General features: G+C 56.4%; 20 protein-coding genes and 2 tRNA genes. 7 read left to right on the top strand and 15 right to left on the bottom strand.

Annotated features, from left to right (window positions below; translation table 11 throughout):
* Nucleotides 1-4 precede the first annotated feature (4 nt).
* The 7 genes from ACJ8QF_RS10310 to ACJ8QF_RS10280 form a co-directional block, all read right to left on the bottom strand.
* Entirely contained in the window at nt 5-370 is a 366-nt protein-coding gene (locus ACJ8QF_RS10310) for a phage tail protein (protein WP_265260998.1), read from the bottom strand.
* 125 nt (nt 371-495) lie between these two features.
* Complete coding sequence (locus tag ACJ8QF_RS10305) at nt 496-951, bottom strand: major tail shaft subunit (RefSeq protein WP_004935838.1); 456 nt, start codon at nt 949-951, stop codon at nt 496-498.
* A gap of 41 nt (nt 952-992) precedes the next feature.
* Nucleotides 993-1,385 (bottom strand): HK97-gp10 family putative phage morphogenesis protein, encoded by a 393-nt coding sequence (locus ACJ8QF_RS10300; protein WP_131164970.1) that lies wholly within the window; start codon nt 1,383-1,385, stop codon nt 993-995.
* Nucleotides 1,382-1,771 (bottom strand): hypothetical protein, encoded by a 390-nt coding sequence (locus ACJ8QF_RS10295; protein ID WP_004935844.1) that lies wholly within the window; start codon nt 1,769-1,771, stop codon nt 1,382-1,384. The genes ACJ8QF_RS10300 and ACJ8QF_RS10295 overlap by 4 nt, the downstream gene beginning before the upstream one ends.
* Before the next feature lie 56 nt (nt 1,772-1,827).
* Nucleotides 1,828-2,268 carry a lysozyme gene (locus ACJ8QF_RS10290; protein ID WP_004935847.1) on the bottom strand — a complete coding sequence of 147 codons (441 nt, stop codon included), beginning with the start codon at nt 2,266-2,268 and terminating at the stop codon, nt 1,828-1,830.
* Nucleotides 2,255-2,575, bottom strand: a complete 321-nt coding sequence (locus tag ACJ8QF_RS10285; RefSeq protein ID WP_033652509.1) for a phage holin family protein — start codon at nt 2,573-2,575, stop codon at nt 2,255-2,257. The genes ACJ8QF_RS10290 and ACJ8QF_RS10285 overlap by 14 nt, the downstream gene beginning before the upstream one ends.
* 792 nt (nt 2,576-3,367) lie before the next feature.
* Nucleotides 3,368-3,730 carry an antiterminator Q family protein gene (locus tag ACJ8QF_RS10280; RefSeq protein WP_033632532.1) on the bottom strand — a complete coding sequence of 121 codons (363 nt, stop codon included), beginning with the start codon at nt 3,728-3,730 and terminating at the stop codon, nt 3,368-3,370.
* A gap of 241 nt (nt 3,731-3,971) precedes the next feature.
* On the opposite strand from ACJ8QF_RS10280, the gene ACJ8QF_RS10275 reads away from it, so the two are divergent.
* Nucleotides 3,972-4,649, top strand: coding sequence for a S24 family peptidase (locus ACJ8QF_RS10275; protein ID WP_049189214.1), 678 nt, complete (start codon nt 3,972-3,974; stop codon nt 4,647-4,649).
* A gap of 75 nt (nt 4,650-4,724) precedes the next feature.
* On the opposite strand, the gene ACJ8QF_RS10270 is transcribed toward ACJ8QF_RS10275, so the two are convergent.
* The 4 genes from ACJ8QF_RS10270 to blaSPR form a co-directional block, all read right to left on the bottom strand.
* Nucleotides 4,725-4,800: transfer RNA gene (locus tag ACJ8QF_RS10270), tRNA-Thr, on the bottom strand.
* Between the two features lie 6 nt (nt 4,801-4,806).
* A tRNA-Ser gene (locus tag ACJ8QF_RS10265) sits at nt 4,807-4,894 on the bottom strand.
* A gap of 157 nt (nt 4,895-5,051) precedes the next feature.
* Complete coding sequence (gene osmE / locus ACJ8QF_RS10260; RefSeq protein ID WP_004935874.1) at nt 5,052-5,381, bottom strand: osmotically-inducible lipoprotein OsmE; 330 nt, start codon at nt 5,379-5,381, stop codon at nt 5,052-5,054.
* A gap of 102 nt (nt 5,382-5,483) precedes the next feature.
* Nucleotides 5,484-6,383, bottom strand: coding sequence for an SPR family subclass B3 metallo-beta-lactamase (gene blaSPR, locus ACJ8QF_RS10255; protein WP_131164971.1), 900 nt, complete (start codon nt 6,381-6,383; stop codon nt 5,484-5,486).
* Nucleotides 6,384-6,465: 82 nt separating this feature from the next.
* On the opposite strand from blaSPR, the gene ACJ8QF_RS10250 reads away from it, so the two are divergent.
* On the top strand, nt 6,466-7,368 hold the full coding sequence (locus ACJ8QF_RS10250) for a LysR family transcriptional regulator (RefSeq protein WP_015378549.1): 903 nt from the start codon (nt 6,466-6,468) through the stop codon (nt 7,366-7,368).
* Nucleotides 7,369-7,374: 6 nt separating this feature from the next.
* Here the strand turns inward: ACJ8QF_RS10250 and ACJ8QF_RS10245 are convergent, their stop codons facing one another.
* Nucleotides 7,375-7,842, bottom strand: a complete 468-nt coding sequence (locus ACJ8QF_RS10245) for a nuclear transport factor 2 family protein (protein WP_131164972.1) — start codon at nt 7,840-7,842, stop codon at nt 7,375-7,377.
* Between the two features lie 104 nt (nt 7,843-7,946).
* Here ACJ8QF_RS10245 and ACJ8QF_RS10240 point away from each other — a divergent pair, with 104 nt between their 5' ends.
* Nucleotides 7,947-8,525, top strand: a complete 579-nt coding sequence (locus ACJ8QF_RS10240) for a TetR/AcrR family transcriptional regulator (protein WP_049189216.1) — start codon at nt 7,947-7,949, stop codon at nt 8,523-8,525.
* Here ACJ8QF_RS10240 and ACJ8QF_RS10235 read toward each other — a convergent pair.
* Both ACJ8QF_RS10235 and ompC read right to left on the bottom strand, forming a co-directional pair.
* On the bottom strand, nt 8,519-8,935 hold the full coding sequence (locus ACJ8QF_RS10235) for a VOC family protein (protein ID WP_442518316.1): 417 nt from the start codon (nt 8,933-8,935) through the stop codon (nt 8,519-8,521). The two genes, ACJ8QF_RS10240 and ACJ8QF_RS10235, sit on opposite strands and share 7 nt — an antisense overlap.
* Before the next feature lie 153 nt (nt 8,936-9,088).
* Nucleotides 9,089-10,219 (bottom strand): porin OmpC, encoded by a 1,131-nt coding sequence (ompC, locus tag ACJ8QF_RS10230; protein ID WP_004935890.1) that lies wholly within the window; start codon nt 10,217-10,219, stop codon nt 9,089-9,091.
* Between the two features lie 695 nt (nt 10,220-10,914).
* On the opposite strand from ompC, the gene ACJ8QF_RS10225 reads away from it, so the two are divergent.
* The 4 genes from ACJ8QF_RS10225 to rcsB are packed head-to-tail and all read left to right on the top strand — an operon-like array spanning nt 10,915 to nt 15,897.
* Nucleotides 10,915-11,322 (top strand): DUF4186 domain-containing protein, encoded by a 408-nt coding sequence (locus tag ACJ8QF_RS10225; RefSeq protein WP_015378553.1) that lies wholly within the window; start codon nt 10,915-10,917, stop codon nt 11,320-11,322.
* A gap of 54 nt (nt 11,323-11,376) precedes the next feature.
* Nucleotides 11,377-12,531, top strand: a complete 1,155-nt coding sequence (locus tag ACJ8QF_RS10220) for an MFS transporter (protein ID WP_031300733.1) — start codon at nt 11,377-11,379, stop codon at nt 12,529-12,531.
* 20 nt (nt 12,532-12,551) lie between these two features.
* Nucleotides 12,552-15,254, top strand: coding sequence for a phosphotransferase RcsD (gene rcsD / locus ACJ8QF_RS10215; RefSeq protein ID WP_442537493.1), 2,703 nt, complete (start codon nt 12,552-12,554; stop codon nt 15,252-15,254).
* On the top strand, nt 15,247-15,897 hold the full coding sequence (gene rcsB, locus ACJ8QF_RS10210) for a response regulator transcription factor RcsB (protein ID WP_004935900.1): 651 nt from the start codon (nt 15,247-15,249) through the stop codon (nt 15,895-15,897). Before rcsD ends, rcsB begins: the two co-directional genes overlap by 8 nt.
* 61 nt (nt 15,898-15,958) lie before the next feature.
* Here the strand turns inward: rcsB and rcsC are convergent, their stop codons facing one another.
* A complete protein-coding gene (rcsC, locus tag ACJ8QF_RS10205) occupies nt 15,959-18,820 on the bottom strand; it encodes a two-component system sensor histidine kinase RcsC (RefSeq protein ID WP_049189220.1) in 2,862 nt (953 codons plus the stop codon).
* Between the last annotated feature and the right edge of the window lie 26 nt (nt 18,821-18,846).

Raw genomic sequence — 18,846 nt, 5'->3', positions numbered from 1 at the left:
TCAGTCAGTTTTTTTCCGCTTCCTCCAGGCTACCGACCGCATGGCGCTTGACGGCACCGATGGCTTCGACCAGCGTTGGGTTGTCGTGCGCCGCCAGCAGATCGTCAACGCTCGGCAAGGTGCCGGCCGGGATGCGTTTGCCGTCCGGCGTCATCAGGCAAGACAGCAGCAGCTGCACGTTGAGCTGCGCGGCTTTGCTCATGTCACCGCTGTCGATGGCGGCCTTCATGCCGTCTTCGTTTTCCTGCAGTTCCGCCGCTTTCAGGCGGCGAATAAAGGCTTTGGCGCCAAAGATCTGCGTTTCAATCACGTGATCGTCGGATTTCAGCAGCGCCGCTTTCAGCGCTTTCAGATCGTATTTCTCACTCATCGGTTTTTCCTTGTTCAATTCGGTTTACTCTGTACATCAGCGGGTTGCCGCAGACCGCATAGCCCGCGGCGGAGGCGATCGCGCCGAACGCCCTCAGGCGTTAACCCAGCGCGATCGTCGGCTCGTCACACTTTCGGGGTGACCGTGCCCCAGGTGTTGCTGTTTTGCTTGCCCTGGACGGTAATCTGAATGACTTCGCTCGCCGGGGCGGTGATCTCATTCATTTTCCAGCCGGACAGCGACAGGATGGAGGTGGAGGTGCGGCCGTTCGGCAGCTCGACGTAGAACTGCACCGTTTCACGTTTGTCCGCCGCATTCAGCAGAGCCGCGAAATCGGCGTTGGACGGATCGTCGATGAAACCGATGGATTTCTCCGCGCCTTCCGGCAGGTCGGAAATAAACTGCTTGGCGGTATCCAGCAGCGTGGTGCAATCGACAAAACCGCCGGTTTGCCCCATTTCACCCACCGCTTTACAGTTGGTCAGCGCCTTCATAGCCGTCGGTGCAGCCCCAACGGTGCCCCATTTGACGATAGTGCCGGCAGGCAGCATGGCGTATTCTGGCGAAGTTTTATCAGCCATAGTTTTTCTCTCTCTTTTTTGATGATGGATGGTAGCGGTCGCTACCGGTTTTCGATGCCATAGCGGACGTTAGCCGCCAGGATGCGTAACATTTGGTGTTTGTGGTGATCCAGCGCAGGGCGAATAAACGGGGCGGCGGCCTGCGTTGCCGTGCCGTACTCCTGCGCCAGGGCTCTGTGGTAATGCTGTTTACTGGGGCCGACACACAACGTCACCGCGTTCCATCCGGTAACGGCCGGACGTATCGCGATGCCGGCGCTCAGCGATGGCTCGCTGTTTGACGCCCCCCGCTCGGCACACTGCCGCATCGTGCTGAGCAGCGGCGCCAGCGCGGCGTGGCCTGCCTCCGGCAGAATGTGACTGGCGACCTCGCGCCGAATCGCTTCCAGGCGGCGAGCCAATTCCGCCATGCCGGAAACGTTTATGGCGATCACGCCGCCACCTCGGAATGGGTAATGAGGTAATCGCGCGCCATCCGATACTGAACGCGGTTATCCGCCAAGGGCGTGGCGCTCTGCAAAAGGGTGCTGCGCATAACCGCCTGTACCGGCCATTGGCCGATGTGGCCATGCCGAACCCCTTCCCAGGCGTTCAAAACCGCCTTATCCAGAGCGATCAGCCGGGAGTAATCGTCGATCACGTACAGCACGATCTGAAAACGGCTCTGCACCAGCGAGCTGTCAACCAGACCGGTGTTCACTTTCAGATCGCTGATCTTCTGATAGGTCGCACCTTCTTGCTGCGGATCCGGCAAGATCAGCGGATGAACCGCCAGGTGGGTTAGCGCGGCCAGCGAGCGTTGGATTTCATCTTCAATCATTTGGGCAAGGTCTCCGTCGTTTTGAGGGGGAATCGTTTTACAGACGCATTCAGGCATCAGGAAAGGAACAGCGCGCGTTCCGCCGCACGCCGGGCAACCAGCCCATCGAGCCGCACACCGCCCGCATTCACCCATCGGCCGAACTGGTCGGCCGCCCCCTGCCGATCGCCGGCGTTCAGCCGGCGCAGCAGCGTCGATTTCTCCAGCGCGCGCAAGCCCAGGTTATAGGCGAAGCTCACCAGCGCATCGAACTGCCCCTGCGTGATCGTCACCGCCACCAGCCGTTCGACGCCCTGTTCGAATTGGGCGACACCGCACACCAGCAAACGCTCGGCCGTTGCGGCATCGATCGCCATGCCGGCACCCACTTTTCGTCCCGCTACCGGTTGAGTCCACCCGTAGCCGATGGTCCAAACGCCGACCGAGTCCTGATAAGCCTGCAACCGCAGGCCTTCGAAACGCTTAATCAGCGCCATGCCGTCGTCACTTATCTTCATGGTTTCCTCCTGACGCTTTATTGAGAAATCGGCGTTCCAATGCCTTGATCAGCGATGCTCCCGACCACCCCGCCATGCCGCATACGCCGCCCATCACCTCCGAAGGCCAGTCGTAATGCAGCGCAATCATCACCATGGTCAAGCCGGCGAAAATAGAGACGAACAGCTGCAAAAACAGCGTCCTCCAGCTAAAGGTTTCGCCGTTCAAAACCTTGAAGGAATAGCTGGCGATCGCCCCCAGCAGCGTCATACCGAAAGCAAGCAGCATTGAAAGGATGTTTGGTTCATTTTTCCAAGGCATAGTCATCACCCTCCCCTTACCGGGGCATAGCCCGATCGTCGGGAGTCATGGAAAAGAGCGGCGAAATGCGGCCCCTAACCGTCATTCCTGTTCCATTTAAAAAACGGCCATTTACGCTGTCGAAAATGGCTTATCCGTTCTGCCCAACCTGAGCAGATAAATAAGGATTGCGCCGTTTTATAAAGGAGAAGGATTAGCCTCCCGTCGTGGCCATTCAACGACAGTCATTATTCAGTGAGTGATTGACCGTTTTGACAAGGAGGCTAAAAATGAAAAACCCCGCCGAAGCGAGGTTTATTTTTCGTGCGGCGGCGCCGGCAACAATTCAGTTTTATCAGATTACGCGCTTATTTGCGTACGCGTGAGTCTTTTATTATAAAAAAACAAAACCCCGTCAGAGCGAGGTTTAGTTATCGCGCGGCGGCGCCGGCAACGACTCAGTTTTATCAGATTACGCGCTTATTTGCGTACGCGTGAGTCTTTTATTATAAAAAAACTAAACCCCGCCGGAGCGAGGTTTAGTTATCGTGCGGCGGCGCCGGCAACGACTCAGTTTTATCAGATTACGCGTTTATTTGCGTACGCGTGAGTCTTTTATTATAAAAAACAAAACCCCGCCTGAGCGAGGTTTAGTTATCGTGCGGCGGCGCCGGCAACGATTCAGTTTTATCAGATTACACACTTATTTGCGTACGCGTGAGCCTTTTATTAATTATTGCAACGCGCATGCGCTATTGTTATTCCTGACGCAATAGGGAAACGAGAAATAAACCCTCATCAACTTCAACGACAGCAGTTTCAGCGATCCATACTCAACTTTATATCCAGCATCGCCAGGCATCCCCCGATGAATCCCTCAGCCGTTTGCATCTCTTTGCGTATCGTACCGTCTGAACATTTCCTTTTCAGGGCGATCTTACGCAGAGATATGCCATAAACATGGTGGGCAATGATGAGATCGAACTCTTCGGGTTTGTATTTCTTCAATCTGCCCACGCAACCGTCGATCACTAGGCCATCATCATCGCAGCAGGAACGTTCACCTTTCGATTTATAGGACAACAGCCCTCTGAACCCGGCAGCAATGGGGGAATAATCGATGCCGCTATTATCCCTGGCCCATACGCCCCACCGCTCCAACACTTCATTCATATCTCTCATGCTTCCACCTCCTTTGGGCGTTTGCCACATCGCCAGGGCTCCATGTCGTTGACCGACGTCGGTCGAGCCGCTCTTCTGCTCGGCGTGCGCCAACACGCAACAACCGCTCCGCCCGGCGTGCTCGCCGAGGGTATTACACCAAATACTGTATAAATAAACAGTACCAAGTATACCCAGAGGTATCTTTTTTTCAATAGCGAAAATCCATTTACCTATAGGTAAATTTAGGTACGATGGCCTCATGAAAAACGAGCAAAAAATGCACCTCCAGGAGATGCGGCGAGAGCGCCTGATCATCCTGATCGATAACCTCGGCGTCGGGGGGCAAAAGCGCCTTGCGGAGGCGCTCGGTATTGCCGCAGACTATGTCTCTCGCCTGCTCTACCCGCCGGGCAAGAAAGGCAAAAAGGGCATCAGTGGCGATATGGCGCGAAGGATTGAACAGTACTTTGCCGTGCAAATCGGCTGGCTGGATGGCCTGGAGCAAATCGGGCTACGCCCCGCCAGGCAGAAGACTTCGCAGACCTTGGGTAAAACGCTGCCGCTGCTGGCGTGGACATTGCCGTTGTCTCATGAACAGCTGCGCAAAGGAACGACCGTCCACTACCCGGCGATGGTGCAATGCAGCGCTCAGGCCTACTGGTTGCCGGTGCGGGATGACACGATGAACGGCTCTGCCGGCGCCAATTACCCAAAGGGCGCCTTGATACTTGTCGAACCCGTTACTGCCGGCATAACCGAGCTCATGTCCGGCGATAAGGTGATAGCGAAACGCTGTGACAGCGCGGAACTCATCTTTAGAAGGTATGTCGAGGAAGCCGGGCATCGATGGCTTAAGGGAAGCATGCCGGGTTGCCCGGCGCAGAATGCCGATGAGTACGCGATTATCGGGGTGGTGCTTGGCGCCTGGCTGCCCTAACCCATGCGTGCCGCGTTGAGAACCGCATAAAGCAAAAAACCGCCAACCTTGCGGCTGACGGTTTTTTGGCACTCATGGTGCCGGCTACCGGAATCGAACTGGTGACCTACTGATTACAAGTCAGTTGCTCTACCTACTGAGCTAAGCCGGCTGAATTTGGCGGAAGGACAGAGATTCGAACTCTGGGAGCTGTTACACTCGACGGTTTTCAAGACCGTTGCCTTAAACCACTCGGCCATCCTTCCAATGGGCGCTGATATTAGCGATACCGTTATGAAATGTCTATCATTTTGATGCAAAAAAATGGCATGGGCGGTGCAGTTGCCTAAACTTCAGGCCTTAAACGCTTAAAAAATGAAAAGCCCCGCAAAAGCGAGGCTTTTATGTTCGGCTGAAACGCGATTACTTCGGCTGCGAATCGTAGTCGGAACAGGTTTGATAGCCCTTGTTCATGACATGGCCCGTGTCGTTGTAGCTGACAAAGTACGTTTGCACTTTGCCATCGCGCGGCGCGACCGCATAGGTATCGCAAGTGCCTTGCGCATGAATCAGCGTGGCAGACGTCGACGGCGGACCGGCAATCGCCCGCACCTGCTGCTTGGTCATCCCTACTTTGACATCGCTGACCACCGGCTCATTGACATAACTGGTTGCACGGTCATAGGCGGTGCAGCCGGCAAGAATGGAAAATACCGCTGCAGTACCGACGGCCAAAACCAACTTCTTCGTCATAGCTTGTCCTCTTGGAGTACGTTTGTTGTCCCCTAAGTCTAGAAGTGGAAAGGCTTTTCTACAAATTCCCGTTTGTCGATCGGTGCGGTTTACGCTCGTCGATCAGCGTTTGACGTTTTCCTGTCGTTTCAGCTGCTCTTCAAACCCCTGCTGTGACTCCTGCACGTAACGCTGCAGCCCTGCGGGATCGATAAATGCCTGCGTATCGCCGGCCTGCAAACGCCGCCATTTGTCGGCTAAAGCGAAACGCGTCCCTTTATTGGCGATAAATATATCCGCCTGCACCCGCGCCAAACGGGCGAAACTGCCGCGAATGTCCTCAATCAGCTGCGGATAGTTTTTGTTGCCGATCAGGTAGTAATCCGGTGTAGCCAGGCTGTCAGCATAGATAAAGCGATACAGCTTGCCGTTATGCCGTAGCGTGGTCAACCACGACGTCGCGCCCGGCAGATGCCCCGGCGTCATCATCGCGGTCAGCGTCAGGCCGCCAAGGGTGATGCTGTCGCCATCGGCAACCACAATATCCGTTTGCACGGCCGGGAAAGTGAGCGTATCCCCCAACGCGAAATCCTGCCGTCCACCTAACGCCAACTGGCGCGCATTGGCCGCGCTGGCCACCAGCCTCGCGCCGCTCCAGCGTTTCAGCTGCGCAATGCCGCCGGCCTGATCGAGCCTTGCATGGCTGTTCAGGATATATTTCAGATCCTTAATGCTGAACCCCAGCCGTTCGATATTCGCTTTGATGCCCGGCGCACTGCTCTCCAACCCCGCATCGATCAAAATCAATCCCTGCGGCGTGCTCAACAATACCGACGACAGGTTGCTCGTGCCGACGTAATACACCTGCTCAAAGATCTGGAACGGCGCTATCGGCTGCGCCCACTCTTCAAACAGCGAGTATGGCGGAGCGCTAGACAACGGCTGCGCCGGGTCTAACTTCGCCTGCGTGGAGAAGCTCAAGGAAAAGGCCATCGCCATCAGATAATGCATGCTTTTTTTCATTTTTCTCTTCTGTCTGTGTCAACCGGGCAGGAGTATACTCGGCCTGATATTGAACAGTATTCAATAAAAAAAAGGACAATTGATGAATATTCTACAAATGGACATGAATCTGCTGAAAGTGCTGTATCTGCTGATGGTAACGGGTTCCAGCCGTAAAACCGCCGAGCGGCTGGGCATCAGCACCTCCGCCGTCAGTCATGCGCTGGCTCGCCTGCGGGAAGTGTTGGATGACCCGCTGTTTCGCCGAGAAGGACATCGCCAGGTTCCCACCCTGTTTGCACTGTCGTTGAAAGACAAGTTGGCGCCGCTGTTCTCCTCGCTGGACAGTGAAATGTTCGGCCAACAACCGCAGGCGCCGCGTCGCTTCACGCTGGTGGCGCCCCCCGCTCTGCACCCTATTCTGTTGCCTTTGCTGGCGGAAAAGGGCGCCGCTTGCCATGCCGATATTCACTGCCAAAACTTTGAACGACGCGCCTGGCGCGAAGAGCTGCTTGAGGGGAGCGTCGATCTGGTGCTGGCGGTGGGCGATCATCAACAACGCACCAGCGCACTGCATTATGAAGCGCTTGGGCGCACTCGCCTGATTGCGCTGTATGGCCCGCCGCTATACCCAGTCCTGCAAGATAAACGCGCGCTGGCCTTCAGCGAACTGGCGGATTACGCGCATTATTATTGCCATCCGTGGCCACAAACGGAAAACGAGCTGGATCGGCAGCTTGAGCGCCAGGGGTTGCACCGCCGCATTGCCCTGAACTGCGCCGACTACGCACAACTTCCACCGGTGCTGCGCCGCGCGCCGTTGCTGGCGGTAGTGCCTCAACCATGGTTTACCGCCCAGCCCGACAAGCACGGGTTAAGCGCGCTGCCGATTAGCGATAACCTGGCTATCGGTCACCTTTTTTCTCAATACCGAAAAGGCGAGCCGGAGTGGCGAAAGCGGCTGATTTCCGCCATCCACGCCGAGCTGCGACACTACTACCGCTAAGTAGGATCAGAAACCGAAATCGCTCAGCGCCGGGACATCGTCCGGGCGCCGACCGAACGGCCAATGAAAACGCCGATCCTGTTCGCGAATCGGCATGTCGTTGATGCAGGCATGGCGGTTAATCATCAATCCATCCTGATTAAACTCCCAGTTTTCATTGCCAAAGCTGCGATACCAGTTGCCGGAATCATCGCGCCACTCATAGGCGAAACGCACCGCGATGCGCGCGCCGTCAAACGCCCACAGTTCCTTAATCAGCCGATACTCCAGCTCTTTCGCCCACTTGCGTTGCAAAAATGCGACCACCGCCGCGCGGCCGTCGACAAACTCTGCGCGATTACGCCAATGGGTATCGAGAGAATAGACCTGCGACACCCGCTCAGGATCGCGGCTGTTCCAGGCATCCTCCGCCAACCGCACTTTTTCGCTGGCCGATTCACGGGTGAAAGGCGGCAATGGGGGTTTAATGCTCATGATCATCTCCTGCGTAATAATGTAGACAACTCTGTCTACATTATTACGCTAGCGAATGTAGACAGAGTTGTCTACAATCACTCGAAAATAGCTTGGAGAAAATGATGACCGCCGATCGCAATACCTTACCCGCCCGCCAGCGCATCCTGCTAACGGCTCACGATCTGTTTTATCAGGAAGGGATCCGCGCCACCGGCATCGATCGCATCATCAAGGAATCAGGCGTCACTAAGGTGACGTTTTATCGCCACTTTCCCAGCAAGAACGATTTGATTACGGCGTTTTTGGCCTATCGCCACCAGCAGTGGCTCACCTGGTTCAGTACAGCGCTGGATCGCCATGTGGCACAAACCGGCGGGTTGCTGCCAGCGCTGGCGCCCTGCCTGGCGGAATGGTTCGACGATCCGCGCTTTCGCGGCTGCGCGTTTATCAATACGGCGGTGGAAATCGCCGATCTGCTGCCGGAAAGCCTGCAAATCGCCGGCCGGCATAAACGGCAAATGGAGGATGAACTGGCGCGTCACCTGCCCGCCGGCCCACAGCGGGAACAGCGGGCGGCAATGCTGGCGATGCTGATCGACGGCGCCATCGTCAGAGTGCAGATAGAGCGGCAACCGCAGGCCGCGCTGCAGGTGCTGAATGCCGCGTTGGACATGTTGGCGCAAGGCGGGTTCGATCAGTAATTGGCCCAAATGCCCGGCGTCACCAGTTCCAACAGATGGGCGTCGGGATCGCGAAAATAAATGCTCTCCCCGCCGTGTTCCCAGCGCATCCGCCCCTCAATCTCCACGCCGTTGGCCACCAGATACCGTTCCCAGTGCGGCAACTGCTCTTTCGCCACCGCCAGCCCGATATGCGCCGGCCCCACGCCATCGTGCGCAGGAATAAACCCGGTCGGATAGTGCGCCCCGCGCAGCGAATCACCTTCGATAAACAACAACAGTACGCTCCGATCGCCGACGTTGTAGGCGCGAAACCGTTCGTTGGCGGCCATCGTCGGCAGCTTCAGCACCTCCTGGTAAAAAGCGTCCGCGCGTTCAATATCGCTGACGTACAGCACCGTTTCTATCACCCTGTCGATCTTGAGTTCCATAATAGCCTCCGCTCTGTTTTCCGTTCTGACAGCGTAGGTCGAACGGAGGCGAGCCGAAGCGCTTCCCGAGCCGACAATGGATCAATCCGTGCTTTTTACCAGCAAAAAAAAACGCGGCCCGAAGGCCGCGCTGTGTGATTCACACGCTGGTGCTTAGAACTGGTAAACCAGGCCCACGGCAACCACGTTGTCGGTGTTGATGCCGGCAGCGTCGGTGAAATCGTTGTTGTCCACCAGGTTGATTTTGTAATCAACATAGGTAGACATGTTTTTGTTGAAGAAGTAGGTCGCACCCAGGTCGACGAATTTGACCAGGTCTTGATCGCCGTAGTCCTTGCCGTTGCCGGCGCGGCCCAGGTCTTTACCTTTGGTCTGGTTATAGCCCACAAACGGACGCAGACCGAAGTCGAACTGGTAGTGCGCATAGGCTTCGAAGCTCTGAGCCTTATTGGCGTAGCCGTAAACGCTGCTGTCGGAGCTGCCGAAACGCGCCGCGTTATAGGACTGGGTGAACATCACCGCCAGGTAGACATCGTTGGCGTCATATTTCAGACCGCCGGAGTAACCTTCAGCCTTGTCGCCGCGGCCCATGATGTTCTGGTGACCGTTAGCGCCGTTCTGCTCGCTGGTGCGGCGAGAGTTGAAGAAGGCGCCCGCGGCGCTGATGCCGTAGCCCATGTCATAGCTCATGGACATGCCGTAGCCTTCGCCGTTTTGGCCCAGAACGTCACGACCGTTGTTGGTCTCTTCGCCGTTGCCGTTTTTACCCTGGTACTGCAGGGCGAAGTTCAGGCCGTCAACCAGACCGAAGAAGTCGTTGTTACGGTAGGTCGCCAGGCCGCTGGAACGCTGGAACATGAACTGGTCGGCGCCGTAGGTCATACCGTCGAACTCGGGCTGCAAGTCGGTATACGCCGCGACGTCGTACAGCACGCCGGTGTTACGGCCGTAGTCGAAGGAGCCGTAGTCGCCGAATTTCAGACCGGCGAAGCCGTAACGGGTGAAGTTCTTGTTGTCCTGGCTTTCAGCGTGGTTCAGGTTCGCCTGATATTCCCACTGGCCGTAACCGGTCAGCTGATCGCTGATTTGCGTTTCGCCGCGCAGGCCAAAACGCATATAAGACTGATCGCCGTCCACGCCGTTGTTGCTGGAGAAATAGTGAAGCCCGTTTACTTTACCGTACAAATCCAGTTTATTACCGTCTTTGTTGTAGATTTCCGCCGCGCCTGCTGTGCCTGCAACCAGCAGTGCGGGTACCATCAGAGAGAGTACTCGAAGTTTCATCGTTATTATCCTCGTTAATTATGTCGAGCTACGGCCACTGCCCTTTTCGAGCATTATTAGCACGACTGTGCATTACCATTCTGGTAACAAGGGTTATATTAATCCAGAAAGAAAATGATACCAAGTATCCGATAGTGTTTCATTGTAATTAATAAAGGTTTCAAAATGTAAATACGCGCGAACTTTCACAAAACATTACCGACAAACAAAATAAAGCACTTAAAGATAAAAAATAGACTAATTGATAAAAAATCATGTAGTTATACATATCTTTAAGAAAAAAAAGCCAACCATACAATTGAGCGAAGCAATAAGCACATTGTGCCAAAACGCGAACCATGCGCAGCCGCTATAATCACCTCGCTATCATCATTATTTTCATTATTACCTTCATTATCCGAAGATAATTTCTGCATTCCTTTAACCGGCTTCTGGCCGGTTTTTTATTTTCCTCCCTACTCTCCTCACAATTTCGGCCCGTACAAATAGCACGCAAATAAATAACCTAATGATATAGTTTCATTAATTTACTTTCGCACTAATTGCTAATCTTTTTCCTTATTTTAGTCTACAAATTGAACTTGCTTTTCATTTCGTGCTTTATCTCATCGATTATTTCCCGCCGCAGGCACAATTAGCCGCAGAGATTCAGTTCTGGTAATCTGAAAAAAGCGCACCTTCAGCGAGTAAAATTCATGATGCCCTTTCAACCCGACGTGCTGTGGCGGCGGCTGCAAAGTTCCCCCTTCCGCGCTCGCTTCCGTTTAAATGCCAAGGACCAGACTTATCTCGAGGGTAAGGGATTGCCGCTGATCCTCAGCCATGCCCGCGATTTTATCGACCGCCGCCTGGCCGCCGCCCACCCTAAAAACGACGGCAAGCAAACCCCGATGCGTGGCCACCCGGTGTTCGTCGCCCAGCACGCCACTGCCACCTGCTGCCGCGGCTGTCTGGAAAAGTGGCACGGCATACCGCAGGGCGTCGCGCTGGACGAACAGCAAAAGGACTATATTGTCCAGGCTATCGCGCTGTGGCTGGTGCGCAGAGGCGGCGCCAGGGATGTGTCAGGCACGAATATTTTCGACCCGGATCGCGGATTGTGATAAAAACTGTCAGTAACTTTCACCATTCTTTTGACCCAAGATCCTGACGCTTACATGACAGCCACCTTGTGCAATGAACAGCAAACGCCCGGCGTTCCTCAACAGATCGCCACCCGCCTGGCCTTTTTCGTCGCCGGTCTCGGCATGGCCGCCTGGGCGCCGCTGGTCCCCTTCGCCAAAGCGCGCATCGGTATCGATGACGGCTCGCTCGGCCTGTTGCTGCTCTGTATCGGCGCCGGCTCCATGTTGGCGATGCCGCTGACCGGTTTCCTGACCGGCAAACTGGGTTGCCGTGCGGTGATCCTGATGGCCGGGCTCGGGTTGTGCATCGATCTGCCGCTGTTGGCGCTGATGGACTCCCTCGGCGGCATGGCCGCGGCGCTGCTGCTGTTCGGCGCGGCGATCGGCATGATCGACGTAGCGATGAACGTGCAGGCGGTGATCGTCGAACGCGCCAGCGGCAAGGCGATGATGTCCGGTTTTCACGGTTTCTTCAGCATCGGCGGCATTGCCGGCGCCGGCGGCGTCAGCGCGCTGCTGTGGCTGGGGCTGACGCCGCTGCAATCCACCCTGCTCACCGTGCTGGCGGTGATCGCGCTGCTGACGCTGGCCAGCCGCCATCTGCTGCGTGAGAGCGGCGCCGATGACGGCGGGCCGATGTTCGTCTTGCCGCGCGGCTGGGTGATGTTCATCGGCATTTTGTGCTTTATCATGTTTTTGGCGGAAGGATCGATGCTCGACTGGAGCGCGCTGTTTCTCACCACATTGCGCGGCGTCGAACACAGCCAGGCCGGTCTAGGCTATGCGCTGTTTTCCATCACCATGACGCTTGGCCGGCTCAATGGCGATCGGGTGGTTAACTCGCTGGGCCGCTACCGGGTGCTGCTGCTGGGCAGCCTGTGTGCCGCTCTCGGCCTGAGCCTGGCCATCGCCTTCAATCACGCTACCGTTTCGCTGGTCGGTTTCATGCTGGTCGGCCTGGGCGCCTCGAACGTCGTGCCGATCCTGTTCAGCGCCGCAGGCAACCAGCGCGACATGCCGGCCAACTTGGCGATCGCTTCCGTCACCACCGTCGGCTATGCCGGTATTCTGGCCGGCCCGGCGCTGATCGGCTTCATCGCTCAGTTTTCCAGCCTGACGGTGGCCTTCGCTTGCGTAGCCGCTCTGCTGTTGGCGGTGGCCGCCAGCGCCAGGGCCGTCACTCGCTGATTCAGGAATGCGCAGCCACTATGCAAAATAAACAATTGACTATAAGCTCCAGCAACATTACCCGCTGCTTCCTGCTGTTTATCGTGCTGCTGACGATCGGCATCGGCCTGTATGGCTACAACTACACCAACGCCTGGCTGGCGGAAAAGAAGTACACGCTGAACAGCATCGCCGGTTCGCTGCAAAAGCGTATCGATGCCTACCGCTATATGACCTATCAGGTCTATGACAAATTCGGCAATGCGCCGGCGCAGAATGTCGATCCCGGTTTGCAGGAAACCCGCCTGCGGCCCGATGTCTATTATGTCGAGAAACCGCACAAGAAAACCGACGCGGTGATCTTCGGCAGCCATGACGAAAACACGCTGGCGATGATCGCCAACATCTCGGACTACCTGGACACCCGCTGGGGCGCCAAGACCGAGAACTACGCCATGTATTACCTCAATGGTCAGGACAATAGCCTCAGCCTGATCACCACCCAGCCGCTCAAAGAGCTGGCTTCGCGCTTTCGGGAAAGCTACCTGACCACCTCGGCGGACGAACGCCGCGCCGAGATGCTGCAACAGGCCAATATGCTCGACGAACGCGAGAGTTTTTCCGACCTGCGCAAGCAGCGCTTCCAGAACGCCTATTCGTTCTCGATTCGCACCACTTTCAATCAGCCGGGGCATCTGGCGACGGTGATCGCCTTCGATTTGCCAATCAACGACATCATTCCGGCCAATCTGGCCCGCGCCAATTTCCTGCTGCTGCCGGACGATGTCGATCTCGACGATAGCGCCATCCCGGCGGAAACCGTCCTTGGTACCCATGCAACGATGAGCGGCGGCTGGGTGGAGTTCAGCGCCGCTCTGCCCAATGCGCCGCTGAAGGTGATGTATCGCGTTTCGGCCATCAATCTGGCCATCGATCTGCTGCGCAACAATATTTGGCTGATCGCAGTCAACTTGCTGCTGCTGGCGCTGTCGATGCTGAGCATCTACTTTATCCGCCGCCAGTACATTCGCCCGAGCGAAAACATGGCGGTAGAGCTGGAGGCCGAGCGCGCGCTGAATCAGGAGATCGTCTCCAGCCTGCCCTCCGGCCTGCTGGTCTACAGCTTCGCCAACAATACGGTGATCGCCAGCAACAAAATCGCCGAGCACCTGCTGCCGCACCTCAGCCTGCAAAAGATCGCCCATATGGCCGAACAGCATCACGGGGTGATCCAGGCGACGGTCAACAACGAGGTGTATGAAATCCGCATTTTCCGCAGCCAGCTGTCGCCGGACACCTACCTGTTCCTGATGCACGATCAGGATAAAGAGGTGATGGTGAACAAGCGGCTGCAGCAGGCGCGGCGCGAATACGACAAAAACGTTCAGGCGCGCAAGCTTATGCTGCACAATCTTGGCATCGAACTGAATCAGCCGGTGCGCCAGATGCACGATCTGGTCGACAGCCTGCGCAACCAGCCTGATGAGGAACAACAGCAGGCGCTGCTGGGCCAGCTGACGGCGGCGTCGGCTTCGGTGCTGGAGTTGATCGATAACATCACCCTGCTGACCCGGCTGGAAACCCAGGACTGGCAACCCACGCGCGAACCGTTCAACCCGACGGCGATGATCGACGAGTTGCTGCTTGAGGCCCTGCCTGCCCTTAATCAGAAGGGGCTGGCGCTGTTCAAGCATTTCCAGCTGGACGTCGAGCAGAACTATATCGGCGACGCCAACGCGCTGCGCAAGGTGATCTCGCTGCTGGTGCATTACGCCATTATCACCACCGCCTGCGGCAAGGTTTCTCTGGTTATCGACCATGAGCCCGAGCACCCTGACCGCCTGATTTTCCAAATCAACGACACCGGCTCCGGCATCTCCAACGAAGAGATCAGCAACCTTAACTATCCGTTCCTCAGCCAGACGCTGGTGGATCGCTTCAACCACGGTTCCGGCCTCACTTTCTTCCTGTGCAATCAGCTGTGCAAGAAGCTTAACGGCCAGTTGGACATTCGCAGCAAGGTGGATATCGGCACTCGCTACACCATCCGCGTCGCCATGGAGATGGAGAAAAAAGAGCCGCAGGAGCAGGAAAAGCTGCTCGACGGCGTCACCGCCCTGCTGGACATCACGTCAGATGAAGTGCGCGGCATCGTGACCCGTCTGCTGCAGGCCTATGGCGCCGACTGCCTCGTCGCCGAAGATCGCGCGGTCAATCGCGATTATGACGTGCTGCTGACCGATAACCCGCAGCGCGCCGATGATTACACCCTGTTGCTGGCGACCGATGAGCCGGGCTGGCAAGCGCTGGATAAACGCTACATTCGGGTGAACTATAATCTGAACGGCGCATTAATCGACGCCGTGCTGATGCTGATCGAACAGCAAATGGCCGCGCTGGAACAGGAAGAAAGCCCGCTTTCATTGAGCTCAGAAGATATCCAACTCTATGAAAAACAATTGAAATCAAGTGATTACTATGGGCTGTTTGTCGATACAGTACCCGACGATGTCAAAAAACTGTATACTGAGGCGGGCAGCAGTGATTTCAATGCGCTGTCACAAACCGCACACCGCTTGAAAGGCGTGTTTGCCATGTTAAATCTGCTTCCCGGCAAGCAGCTGTGCGAATCGTTAGAACAGCGCATCGCAGAAGGTGATGCGCCCGAGATCGAGAATAACATCAGTCAGATTGATTTTTTCGTCAGCAGACTGCTGAAGCAAGGTAGCCAACAACATGAATAACCTGAACGTAATTATTGCTGATGACCATCCTATCGTACTGTTTGGCATCCGGAAGTCACTTGAGCAAATTGAATGGGTGAATGTCGTTGGGGAGTTCGAAGACTCAACCGCACTGATCAACAATCTGTCCAAGCTGGACGCCAACGTGCTGATCACCGATCTGTCGATGCCGGGTGACAAATATGGCGACGGCATCACGCTGATTAAATACATCAAGCGTCATTATCCGCAGTTGTCGATCATCGTGCTGACCATGAACAACAACCCGGCGATCCTGAGCGCGGTATTGGATCTGGATATCGAAGGCATCGTGCTGAAACAAGGCGCGCCGACCGATCTGCCGAAGGCGCTGGCCGCCCTGCAAAAAGGCAAGAAGTTCACGCCGGAAAGCGTCTCCAAACTGCTGGAGAAGATCAGCGCCAGCGGCTATGGCGACAAACGCCTGTCGCCGAAAGAGAGTGAAGTGCTGCGTCTGTTTGCCGAAGGTTTCCTGGTGACCGAAATCGCCAAGAAACTCAACCGCAGCATCAAAACCATCAGCAGCCAGAAGAAATCGGCGATGATGAAGCTGGGCGTCGAAAACGACATTGCCCTGCTCAACTACCTCTCGTCCGTCAGCATGACGCCGTTGGACAAAGACTAAAGCCCGCCTCACGGCAGGTTAACGCCAAACAGGCACGGCATCCGCCGTGCCTGTTTGCTTTTCAGACCTCGCTGCGGTTGTAGCGTACCTGCTGGCTGTAATAAGCCAGCGTCTGCTCCAGCGTCTCCAGCGTAACCGGCTTCGACAGGCAATTATCCATGCCCGCCTCGAGGCAGCGCTGTTTCTCTTCCGCCAACGCGTTCGCCGTCACGCCGATCACCGGCGCGCTGAACTGCATCTGCCGCAAGGCCTGCGTCAGACGATAGCCGTCCATGTTCGGCATATTGACGTCGGTCAGCACAATATCGACGTGGTGCTGTTTCAGCACGCCGAGCGCGTCGACGCCGTCGTTGGCGGTCACCACCTGATACCCCAGCGACCCCAGCTGATCGGAAAGCAGGCGACGGTTGATCGGATGATCGTCAACCACCAGCAGATAGATATCGCCGTTGTCCGCCGCACTGGCCTTGGCGGGCACCGGCAGCTGTACCAGCGCCTCTGCCGCGCCGTTGCCGACGCCGAACAACCGGTTGATTAAGGTCAGCGTTTCACGCGGCGTAGAGGTGCTGTGCATCCAATAGCCCGGCCGGGTTTCCTGCGATGGACCGATATGTTCGGTGGAGAACTGGATCTGAGCCAGCAGCGGCGTGTTCAGCATCAGCGGGTAATCGCTGAGCATCACCTCGCCGGCGGCGGTATCCTGCCCGTCATAGCGCTGGATATCGGCGCCGTAGCCGCCCAGAATCGCCATCAGGTAACTTTCCAGGCGCTGATTGCGGATATCCAGCCACAGCCGCCGGCCCTGCCAGGTATCGCTGGCCTGCGGGATCGGGAACTGGGCGTTAAACAATGGAATGCGAATGCTGAACAAGCTACCCAGCCCCGGCTCGGACTCGACGGAGACGTCACCGTCCATCAGGTTGACCAACTTCTCGCAGATCGCCAGCCCCAAACCGGTTCCCTGGAAGTGGCGCTGCACGCCGGTTCCCACCTGGAAGAACGGATCGAACAGGCGCGAGATTTCCTTCTCCGGGATACCGACGCCGGTATCGCGCACGCTGAACTCCAGGTAACTGCCGCGGGTGCAGACCTGCAGCACGATACAGCCGGTATCGGTGAACTTGATGGCGTTGTTCACCAGGTTGGAGAGCACCTGCTGCAGCCGCACCGGATCGCCGAAAATGCGCTCCGGCACGTTCTGTTCGATAAAGCAGTACAGTCCCAGACGTTTCTTCACCACCAGCGGCAAATAGTTGCCGGCGATATGAGTGATCACCTCCAGGCAGGAGAACTCGCGCGGTTCAATCTTCAGCTGCTCGGACTCGATTTTGGAGAAATCGAGAATATCGCTGATGATTTTCAGCAGCAGGCCGGAAGAGTTATTCATCGCATTGACCAGCCGATCGACCCCTTGCGGCAGCGCCTTGGTCTGCAGCAAATCGAGGTTGCCGATAATGCCGTACAGCGGCGTGCGCAACTCATGGCTGACGGTAGCCAGGAACATCGATTTGGACTGGCTGGCCTGCTCCGCCGCCGCCGCCATCTCCTGCAGCGACTCTTCCATCTTCACGCGCGCGCTGACGTCCACCAGTACGCAGATCGCCACTTCTTCGTTGCGGTAGCGCGAGTGGACAAAGCTGATCTGCAGGTTGTTATTATTGCTGGTCATCACATCGACGAAATTCGCCTGCTGTTCGCAAATGATGCGCGTAATGCGATCGCGATCTTCGTGGGTCAACAGGTTGATGTAGTTGTGCGCCAGTTCGTTACTCAGGATATTGGTGCCGTCGCTGATACGCAGGATGCAGATGCCCACCGGCGCCGAGGCGACAATCTTGCGGTTGAACTGCTCGTGTTCTTCCAGACGGAAGGCGTTCTCCTCCGCCGGCAAGAACATCTTGCGCTCAAACAGCCAGGCCAGCGTGAACAGCACGATAGCCGATAACAGGTTCAGCAACAACGCGTTGAGGATCAGCATCTTGAAGCGTTCCACCACGCTTTTCACCGGCAGCGCATAAACGATGCTCAATGACGAAGGCGGCAACGCTTTCTTCAGGATCAGGTCGCGGTAATTGTCGACATAGCCGAAGTAGGCATGATCTGCGGGATAGTGGTTCAGTGAGGCGGCATAGCGATCGCCGTCCGCCAGGCGCAGCACCGGCTCGTTATTCTCATCCAGCAGCGTGACGCCGATCGGCAGGCTGCCGGCGGTGACGAAATCTTCCAGCCGGACGGTTTGCTCGATGCCCAGCAGCGCCTCCAGCTTATTACCGATATAGAGAGGCGTCAGCACATACAGATAACCGATGTCGGGCCGCTGCGCACTGGGGCTGATCCAATACAGGTTGTTGTCTTTGTCCAGATTCTTGGCGTTGCGGTATTTCAGAATGCGCTCATGCAGGGACTTCAGCACGTTTTCCCGATTGGCGCTCGCGTTGCCGCCGCCGAATTCCGCCATGCACAGGCTGTCGCCGCCGATGAAGAACACCCGGTTAAGATCGTAGGCCGCCACGAAGTTCTCTTTCCAGTACTGGATCAGGCCACTCAGCGAATCGAGCGAACTGCGGTAGGTGGTGCTCAGCGTGCAGTTGGACTCCGGATACAGCGGAAAGAATTGCGGCGGGCTGCCTTTGCCGGGAAACACGCCGCTGAACATGTCCAGGCTGCTGACCGAACCGTTGAGGCGATTCTCCGCCATATACTTGATGTCGCGGATGATGTCGGCGGAGTGACGGATGTAGCCCTGCGCCTGATCGAAGTTGAGGTTGTACTCCTGCCGGATGTCAGATTCTTTCTGATGCAGGATATTCAGAATATAAAAGGTGGTGAGCAGCGCCCCCAACGACCACAGCAAAATCGCCAGTACCCGGAACAGATAGCGGGATATCTTCAGCGTAGTTCGAAAAGAGGCTAAGTATTTCAATCGGATACCATACGAAAGTCAGTGGC

Origin of the sequence: Serratia sp. CY81684 (genome assembly GCF_052166595.1) — a bacterium.
Classification (GTDB): domain Bacteria; phylum Pseudomonadota; class Gammaproteobacteria; order Enterobacterales; family Enterobacteriaceae; genus Serratia; species Serratia nematodiphila.
Note: the sequence above shows the minus strand (reverse complement) of the source record. Positions and strands in the feature narration are given on the sequence as shown.